Here is an 8,879-nt window from a genome sequence, read left to right on the forward strand (position 1 = left end):
GATCGTCGCCGGCGGCAAGCCAGACCTGGGTTCGATGAGCCTGGTCCATGTCGTCAGGTGCACCTGGTCCGCCCATCTTGGTTGGAACCCAACCGGGTTCCAAACTGTTGACTCGCACGTCCGTCCATCGACGCGCAACCGAGAAAGCCAGCATGGCGTCATGCAGCTTGCTCTCGGCATAGGCTTCTGAGCCGTTCCAACGGCGCTTGCGCCAAAGGACATCGTCCAGGTTGGCCTGCGCATGGTGATGCATGCCGGAACTCAGATAGACGAGACGCCGCGGACGTTGGATCAGTGCGGTAAGTATGTAGGCCGACAGCGTGTTGATCGCGAAGACGTGCGGCAGGCCGTCGCTCGTGACGCGATGCCCTTCACGGTAACCGACCGCGGCGTTATGGATTACGGCGTCGAAGTGACCCAGGGCGTTGACCTGCTCCGCGACGTTTTTGGCGCCAGCAATCGTTTCCACATCACCGACGACGACCGCCTCCGCTTGGGGCAATGCGCGCCGTGTGTCTTCTGCGCGGTTGGCATTGCGCGCGTGCAGCACAACCTTGTGCCCTTGTTGTACCAGCAGTTCGGCAGCCATCAGGCCGAGGCCAGTGGACGAACCGGAAATGAAGATGCGAGACATGTTGTTTCTCCTGAGATGAGCCGCTGGGCGCTGCCCATGCGGCGCTGATTCAAGTTTGCCGGCTGCGAGAAGCGGCCACGAGCAGGACGCCCAGCAGCGCGCAGGCAGCGCCGAACAAATAGACGGCGGCATAACCGAATTGCCCGGCAATCAGGCCGGCGGCTGGCCCTGAAATACCGTAGGCGATGTCGAGAAAGGCCACGAAGGCGCCCATCGCGCTGCCGCGGTTGGCCGGCGGTACGCGCTTGAGTGCTTCGACACCCAAGGCCGGGAAAACCAGCGCGCAACCGAGGCCCGTCACCAGTGCGCCGGCAAGTGCGGTCCACTCGTTCGGCCCAAGCCACAACATCGCCTGTCCGATGGCTTCGCCCGCCAGCGACCACGCCGCGACACGATAGCCGCCCAAGCGATCAGGCAGATGCCCCAGCACGACTCGAACAAAGATGAAGCCGATGCCGAATGCCGTCATCACCAGCCCTGCATTGCCCCAGTGGCGCGCCGCGAAGTACAACGAAGCGAACGCCGTGAGGCCGGACAGTCCTACGCCCTGCAGCATCAGTCCAAGCCCTTCCCGCCAGATCCGATTGACCACGCGATAGAACGGCAGTCGCACACCGCCGGGGGACAAATACGCGGTTGAGCGTAATGTGATCAGCGCGGCAAGAACCGGCGCCACGATGCAGGCGATCATCGCGGCCGCCAAGCCATGCCTTTGATACAGCGCCATGCCCACGGGTGCACCGATGGACAGGGCGGCGAACATCGCGATGCCGGTCCAGGACATCGACATGCCGGCGCGCTGAGGCCCAACCGACGCAATCGCCCAGGACACGCAACCCGTGACGAACTGGCTTTCACCGAAGCCGGCCATGAGACGACCGGCCACCACGATGCCCAGGCTCGTGGTGGGCGACAAGCCGGGCACGGACGCCACCAGATACAGGAACCCCGCCAACGCGGAAATGACAGCGCCTTGTAGCGCGGAACGCTTGCCGCCTTGATGGTCGACCACCCGTCCGGAATAGCCGCGAGTGAGCACGGTCGCGACGAACTGAACGCCGATCACCAGGCCCACGACCAGGTTGCTGAAGCCAAGATGGCCGTGAACGAACAGCGGAATGACCGGCAATGGCAGGCCGACTGCCAGATAGCCGCAGAACAGCGCGGCAATGATGCCCGTTGCCGGGCGCGACAGGAGTACAGGCGCCGTGTCGGCCTGCACTGCCCGCTTGTTGACGAACGCCTGCATGGAAGCCTCCAGTGAGATGAGCATGAAAACGAGGCGGAAGGCCCGGCGCGCCGGGTGGCCCCCTGTCGTCAGGCTGCGGCGAAGAGATCCGTGCGATAGCCGCTGGCTTCGATCAGGTAGTCACGCGAGGCCGTGACATCTGCGTTGAGCTTGGCCAGGTCGACGCCGATCAGTTGGCCTGCACGCTTGCGCAGTTGGCCGGCCACCATCACGGTGTCCACGTCAGCCCGCTCGACAGCCTGCACAATCGTCCCGACTGCGTTGGTCACCGGGAAAACGGCCACCCCGTTGGTACGGACCATGATGATGTCGGCCTGCTTGCCCGGCGTCAGGGTGCCGATCTGGTCTTCCAGCCCGGCCGCGCGAGCGCCATTGACCGTTGCAGCCTTCAGCACCGCTTCGACGGAAATCGGCGTGGGCGCGGCGGCTTCGCCACGGAAACGCCGGTAGCGCATGGCCGAACGCTGTTGTCCGAACAGCGCGTGCATCTCTCCGAACATGTCGCTGCCGAATGCCGTATCGAGGTCGATTCCCAGCGCCGGGGTCAGGCCGTGGTCCACGGCCTGCTGATAGGCGAAGGTTTCGTCGTCGAAGCCGAACAGTGCGTCCGAACGCGGGTTGACCGTGACGTTCACGCCAGCATCGGCCAGCAGCTTCCATGTCTCCTGCGGAACGCGCGTGCAGTGATTGAAGATGTTGTGCGTGCCCAGCACGCCCGGCTTCGCGAATTCCGGGCCAAGCTTCGCCAGATCACCGATGAACTCGGTCAGGATGCGCATATCCAGTTCGCGTGCGACCTTCCACCAGTCCAGATTGAGCTGGCCGAACAGGCCCACGCGCACGAGGCTGCCTGCGTTGTTCCAATTGTGCGCGAGCCGTTGCAGGTCGCCCGGCAAGTGCGCGGCGGAGGCTTTCTTGTCCATCGCCGCGCCGACCATGTGCAATGCACGGATGCCGGTCGTTGCGAGGGCATCGAGCGCGGCATCCGTGTGCTCCGGGCTGCGCGAATTATGGCTAGCATCGATGATCGTGGTAATGCCGGCATCCAGCGAGGCGGCGGCCGTGAGCTTCGTGCTCAGATACATGTCCAGCGGGCGGTAGTGCGCGCCCAACTGCTCGGCAACCACATCGATGTAGGCGAACAGATCGTCCACGTTCGGCATCATGCGGCGCATCACGCCGAGCCACATGTGATGATGGGCATCGACCAGGCCCGGCATGACGATATGGCCCGCGGCGTCAATGACTTGGACATCATCCGCTTGCAAGGCAGCGCCGACCGCGGCGATGCGACCGTCCTGGACCAGGACGTCGCCCACGGCGAGATTGGGAACCTTGGCATCCAGCGTCAGGATGGTGCCGCCTTTGAAAAGAGTGCGCTGCGCAGTCATGGAATGCTCCTTGGAAGTTGCGGTGGACCAGTCGCCACGAGGTCCGCTCGGTGGGTGTTGTCCCAAGGAAAACCGCGGTTCGTAACGTCACGGTTCACACGATAGGTTGCGCGCCATCTTTGATAAAGGTAGATTCATTCACATTATCTTTGCTAAAACTCAAAGATGGAGGTGTGATGAATTTCGACGGACGATTGCTGTCCGGAATGAGTGTGCTGGCCGCGGTAGTCGAGGCCGGCAGCTTCAGCCGCGCAGGCGCAGTGTTGGGGCTGTCGGCCTCTGGCGTGAGCAGATCGATAGACCGGTTGGAGGAAAGGCTCGGCGTGCGTTTGCTGAATCGCACGACGCGCACCCTGCACCTCACGAGCGAGGGCAAGAGCCTATATGAACGCGCTGTACCGCACCTCGAGGGCATCGAGGAGGCGGCCAGCTATGTTTCGGGTGCCGCCGTCTCAGTGCGCGGAGCATTGCGGGTCAGCTTGAACCCGATCTTTGCCCGCTATGTCCTGGCGCCGAAACTCCCCCTCCTGCGCGAACGCCATCCGAGTCTTGAGCTGACGATCGTGCAGCAACCAGACGTTGGCGATTTGGTGACCGAGGGCATCGATGTTGCGGTGCGCTTCGGGCCGCAGCCGCCGTCAACCATGACATCACGACTGCTGCTCCAGACGCGCGTACTGACCGTGGCGTCCCCGGAATATCTGGCGCGGCGTGGCCGGCCCAAGCGACCGGAAAAGCTCCTCGATCACGAGTGCATCCAATACATCGATCCGCGTCGTGGCAGGCCGTTCTCATGGGAATTCCATCGCGGACGGGAAGTACTGCCGGTCGATACCCGCGGCCATTTGACTACGACCGATGTAGATTTCATGGTTCAAGCCTGTGTGAACGGCGCCGGCATTGCTCAGGTGCTTGCCCTCAATGTCGCGCATCTGATCGCCGACGGGTCGTTGATCGAGTTATTCCCGGAGTGGCCAGGCGAAACTTACCCGTTGTATGTCACCCGTCCATCGCGCCGACTGGCGCCTGCAGCAGTCGAAGCTTTCCTGGATTTCTGCTCAGAGATCTGTGCGAACGTGGCGGGGGCCTAAGCCGGCTCTGGCAAATATTTCTACGGCCATTGGTATCACAAAGAAGGCTTCGATCGTCGCCTGTCAATCTGCCGTGACACCCCACCGCTACGCACTCTTGTGGCGAGCTGCTGCCCCAGCCGCTGCTCGATAACTGTGGCGGTAACGGGCTGGACGCCTTGACCTTTCGGGCTGAAATCAAGGATGCACCCCAGCGCACGGACTTCCTTGTCCGAACATGAGTGGCCGAGCGTCGAGGGCAACGGGTCTGCCTCACACGCAGCCTGCTTGCGACGCTGAACGTGCGCAAACTGATGCAGGTAGTGAAGGTGGGGTGGGAAACACGATAGCTTGGCCGCAGTTCGCCCCTGAGCTCGCCCAATTGCTTGATCTCCGCGATAAGCTGGATTCGGCAATGAGGAACCAAGCTAGAAAGGCACGCCTCGGCCTGTTACGTGGTCCTAGCAGAAGACATCCCAGCCATTTTTACGACTTCCTTCAACAGCTGTCGCAGCGGCACACGACTTCGTACCAAGATGACTTCTGGCGCAGGCAATCTTGCAGGGGGGCTGATTCCGGCATGACATTCCGTCTGCCGAATCGAGCGAACGACATTCGCACCGAATTCGTCCGGCATGCAGCCACGCGGGTCGACTCGTCTCGAGCGCCGAGTCACACGATCTCATTCCACAGGAGAAATTGCATCGAGACGAAAGCTGCTCTTTACGAATGGCGACGCAATGACAACGTGGCTGACATATTTTTCGATGCCGATATCACGTTTCAACAGCCCCTCCATCACGTCACGGAAGTGGTCGACGTCGCGCGTAACGACCTTGAGCAGATAATCGTAGCCCCCCGTAGCGTGATGGCACTCCATGATCTCGTCGATATCGGCGATGGCGTCAATAAAACGCACGAAGTCGTCACGACGATGGTCGGTGAGCGTGATCTTGGCAAACACGATTTGAAACCCGCCGATCTTCTCGATCCGCACTGTTGCGCCGTAGCCCGTAATGAATCCCGCGTTCTCGAGCCGCTTGACGCGCGTCAGGCACGGGCTGGCCGAAAGCCCGACGGCGTCGGCCAGTTCCACGTTGGTCATGCGACCGTCACTCTGCAACTCGGCCAGAATGCGCAAGTCCAGCCGGTCAAGTGTGCAATCCGCTTTCATTTTCGCCCTGCCGTCGTTCCGTACGGTTAACTCTGAACGCGTGTCTTCAAGCTGCCGCCAAGACGAATAGTATCCCAACCGTTCGAACGAAAATACCGTCATCTTGCGATCTGTCCCCGCTGTTTGGCATCGCACGTCCCACACCGCAGAAGCTGCCGCTGGCCCACTCGAAAACGCGTCAAATCTTGTTTTTTGCGCCGAAAAATTCGGCTGAATAGCACAGTCGCTCCTGCTTAAATTTCACGTACCGACGTTGCCATCGACGCCTGTCCGAACGGGCGCGCGGCACCGCCTCCGTTCAAGGGTCCCTCAGAGGGATTCGCTACTCATCGAGACTGACGACATGATCGACTTCGAGCCGAAGTTCATAACTTTCGATTGCTACGGCACCCTCGTCCACTTCCGAATGGCCGAGACGGCTCGGGAAATCTACGGCAATCGTCTTCACGGCGACGCGATGGAAAACTTCGTGAAGCTCTTCGCCGCCTATCGTCGCGACGAAGTGCTTGGTGCATGGAAACCCTTTCACGACGTCGTCGTCAATTCGGTGCGCCGCACGTGCGAACGCACCGGCGTGACCTTCGTCGAACGCGAGGCCGAACAGTTCTATCTGGCTGTGCCGTCGTGGGGACCGCATCCGGACGTGCCGGAAGGGCTCGCGCGCCTTGCGAAGAAATACAGGCTGGTCGGTCTGAGCAACGCGGACAACTCGCAGATCATGAGCAACATCGAGAAGCTCGGCGCGCCGTTTCATGCGGTCATCACCGCGGAAGACGCCGGCGCTTACAAGCCGCGGATGCAAGGATTCGAATACATGTTCAGGAAGCTCAATGTGCAGCCGCACGAAATCCTGCACGTCTCGTCCAGCCCGCGTTATGACCTGATGACCGCACACGACCTCGGTATCGTCCATAAGGCCCATGTGCTGCGCGGCCATGAGCCGGAAGCGCCGGAATACGGCTACACGCCCGTCAGGAGCATCATCGAATTGGCCGAGCATCTCGGCTTGTGAGCCGATCACGCCACCCCGGCTCCGACGATTGCCGTGGGCCCGCATCGCGCTGCTCCAATGATGCCGTTCTGCAGGTCGATCGCTCGGCAACCATGTTCCGCACTACTGTCGTCTACTTCTCACACTCGGAGTCGCTGTTGTCCACGTCCCCTGTTGCCGGCGGCACGAACCGTGCAGCCCCGGCTGCCGCCGATACACTGCCGGGTAGCGGCCTGTCGGTGGGCTTCACGCGTCTGGACGAATCGGACGCGATCGCTATCACACACCGCATGTACGGCATTGACGGATCAGCAACGAGATTCTCGACCGAGAAGGACGACACCTTTCGCATCGATGCTCGTGATGGCGCGCGGTACGTACTCAAAGTCTCCAACCCCGGTGAGACGGCTGAAGAGCTTGACCTGCAGGTCGCCGCGATGCGGCACGTCGGCGCGGTCGCCCCGCAGTTGCCGGTGCCGCGCGTGATACCTGGTACAGGGGGGCAGTTTGTCTTACCGCTCGCGTTACCGGCCCATCCGCATCGGACGGCGAGGCTCTACAGCTTTCTCGACGGTATGCCGCTCGACAAGCTGCATTCCGCCATGGTCAATTATTACGAGATCGGTGAAGTTCTGGCGCAGTTGCAACTGGCCCTCGCCAGCTTCCGTCATCCAAACGAGCGCCGGGTACTCGCGTGGGACGTCAAGCACTTGTCGAGCCTAGCAGGATTGCAGGCCCATATCGCCGACCCGTTGCATCGCTCGCTGATCGAGCAGGCATTCACCCGCTTTGCGATGATCGAGCCCGCATTGCGGGGCTGTCGCACGCAGGTCGTACATAACGATTTCAACCGCTCGAACATCGTCGCAAATCCTGGCGGCCCGCGATTCGTCAACGGGATCATCGACTTCGGGGACACCGTGCACACCGCGGTCGCCATCGACGTCGCCACCGCGGTAATGAACCAGTTTCCGCTCGACTTCGACGCCGACGCGCCGCACGATCTGTTCACTCAGGCGCGTGAGCTCCTGCATGGCTATCTCGCGCACGCTCAATTGAGTGTCGACGAACTGGTCCTGATTCCGCATCTGGCCATGGCGCGCGTCGCGGCGCGCGCGTTGCTGACCTCATGGCGTGCGACGCTGTTTCCGGAAAACGAAGCCTACATCCTGCGTTTCACTCGCCCCGGATGGGAGCATCTGCGCTGGTTCATGCAGCGCGACCACGAAACCGTTTCGCGTGCCTTGCTCTGATTTCCCTTCGCCCGCTCACCTCACCTGCCCCGATTGACCTATGAACACGACATCGAAACCGACTGCGCCGGCCGACGCCGCTGATACGAGCAAAACCCCCGACGCACTGCGCGGCGACATGCCGAACGGCTTCAATCCGTCGGCGATCTCTCATCTCGACGCCGCCACGCAGACGCACATCGCTCGCCGGCTGCGGCTGCTCAGCCCGTCTTATCGACTGTTCTATGCCGAGCCAGTGAAGATTGTGCGTGGCGAGAAGGTCTATCTGTACGACGATCAAGGCAACGACTATCTCGATGCTTACAACAATGTCGTCTGCGTCGGGCATGCCAATCCGAGCATCGTCGAAGCCATTGCGCGTCAGCTCTCGACGCTCTGTACGCACACCCGCTACATGCAGGAGCCGATCCTCGACTATGCCGATGCGCTGCGCGCGACGTTCAACACGTCGATTCGCGACGGTCAGATGATGTTTACCTGCACGGGATCCGAAGCGAACGATCTGGCCATGCGCATCGCAATGCACTACACCGGTAAGGCCGGCGTCATTGTGACCAGCGAGGCATATCACGGCAACTCGCATCTCACCTCGGGATTTTCCCCGTCGCTCGGTCGCAAGGCCCTGCTCGGCCCCTATGTGCGAACGGTGCCTGCTCCGGATTCCTACCGTGTGCCTCTGTCCGAGATCGGCCAGCGCATGGCCGAGCAGGTCGCGTTGCAGATCGAGGACATCCGCCGCCACGGCGGCGGCCTGGCGGCGTTCATCGCCGACTCGTTCTTCTCGTCGGATGGCGTGTTCGCCCACCCGACCGACGTGCTCGCACCGGTAGCCGAAGTCGTACGCCGCGCCGGCGGCCTGTTTATCGCGGATGAGGTGCAGTCGGGGTTCGGGCGCAGTGGTACGCATATGTGGGGGCACGAGCGTCACTCGGTCGAGCCCGACATCGTCACGCTCGGCAAACCGATGGGCAACGGCTATCCGGTGGCCGGCCTGGTCGTGCGCCCCGAGATCGTCGCCGGATTCGGCCAGGACATGCGCTACTTCAACACGTTCGGCGGCAATTCGGTGGCCATCGCCGCCGCGCAGGCCACGCTCGACGTGTTGCGCGACGAACAC

Annotated in this window: 8 protein-coding genes; 4 read left to right on the forward strand and 4 right to left on the reverse strand. The window is 61.9% G+C overall.

The features are described 5' to 3' along the window. The 3 genes from A9Z05_RS33105 to A9Z05_RS33115 all read right to left on the reverse strand — a co-directional run. Positions 1–634: SDR family NAD(P)-dependent oxidoreductase (locus tag A9Z05_RS33105; RefSeq protein ID WP_069621758.1), on the reverse strand; the 634-nt coding region annotated here is incomplete at its 3' end. Positions 635–683: 49 nt separating this feature from the next. Then, entirely contained in the window at positions 684–1,883 is a 1,200-nt protein-coding gene (locus A9Z05_RS33110) for an arabinose transporter (RefSeq protein ID WP_069621759.1), read from the reverse strand. 68 nt (positions 1,884–1,951) lie between these two features. Then, entirely contained in the window at positions 1,952–3,274 is a 1,323-nt protein-coding gene (locus tag A9Z05_RS33115; protein WP_069621760.1) for an amidohydrolase family protein, read from the reverse strand. 176 nt (positions 3,275–3,450) lie between these two features. On the opposite strand from A9Z05_RS33115, the gene A9Z05_RS33120 reads away from it, so the two are divergent. Beyond that, positions 3,451–4,365, forward strand: coding sequence for a LysR family transcriptional regulator (locus tag A9Z05_RS33120; RefSeq protein ID WP_069621761.1), 915 nt, complete (start codon positions 3,451–3,453; stop codon positions 4,363–4,365). Positions 4,366–5,026: 661 nt separating this feature from the next. Here the strand turns inward: A9Z05_RS33120 and A9Z05_RS33125 are convergent. Continuing rightward, entirely contained in the window at positions 5,027–5,518 is a 492-nt protein-coding gene (locus A9Z05_RS33125) for an Lrp/AsnC family transcriptional regulator (RefSeq protein WP_069621762.1), read from the reverse strand. A 343-nt stretch (positions 5,519–5,861) separates the two neighbouring features. On the opposite strand from A9Z05_RS33125, the gene A9Z05_RS33130 reads away from it, so the two are divergent. From A9Z05_RS33130 to A9Z05_RS33140, 3 genes are all read left to right on the forward strand, one after another. Further along, positions 5,862–6,530, forward strand: coding sequence for a haloacid dehalogenase type II (locus A9Z05_RS33130; RefSeq protein ID WP_069621763.1), 669 nt, complete (start codon positions 5,862–5,864; stop codon positions 6,528–6,530). Positions 6,531–6,667: 137 nt separating this feature from the next. Then, positions 6,668–7,762 carry a phosphotransferase gene (locus A9Z05_RS33135; protein WP_176730278.1) on the forward strand — a complete coding sequence of 365 codons (1,095 nt, stop codon included), beginning with the start codon at positions 6,668–6,670 and terminating at the stop codon, positions 7,760–7,762. Positions 7,763–7,802: 40 nt separating this feature from the next. After that, positions 7,803–8,879 (forward strand): aspartate aminotransferase family protein (locus tag A9Z05_RS33140; RefSeq protein ID WP_084044552.1); only part of this gene is annotated, 1,077 nt, incomplete at its 3' end.

It is taken from the genome of Burkholderia sp. A2, assembly GCF_001729305.1.
Taxonomy (GTDB): Bacteria; Pseudomonadota; Gammaproteobacteria; order Burkholderiales; family Burkholderiaceae; genus Burkholderia; species Burkholderia sola.

What these genes read in the sequence shown, in the direction of transcription:
- A9Z05_RS33110 (WP_069621759.1), bottom strand. Translation starts at nt 1,883, where the DNA reads ATGCAGGCGTTCGTCAACAAGCGGGCAGTGCAGGCCGACACGGCGCCT.
- A9Z05_RS33115 (WP_069621760.1), bottom strand. Translation starts at nt 3,274, where the DNA reads ATGACTGCGCAGCGCACTCTTTTCAAAGGCGGCACCATCCTGACGCTG.
- A9Z05_RS33120 (WP_069621761.1), top strand. Translation starts at nt 3,451, where the DNA reads ATGAATTTCGACGGACGATTGCTGTCCGGAATGAGTGTGCTGGCCGCG.
- A9Z05_RS33125 (WP_069621762.1), bottom strand. Translation starts at nt 5,518, where the DNA reads ATGAAAGCGGATTGCACACTTGACCGGCTGGACTTGCGCATTCTGGCC.
- A9Z05_RS33130 (WP_069621763.1), top strand. Translation starts at nt 5,862, where the DNA reads ATGATCGACTTCGAGCCGAAGTTCATAACTTTCGATTGCTACGGCACC.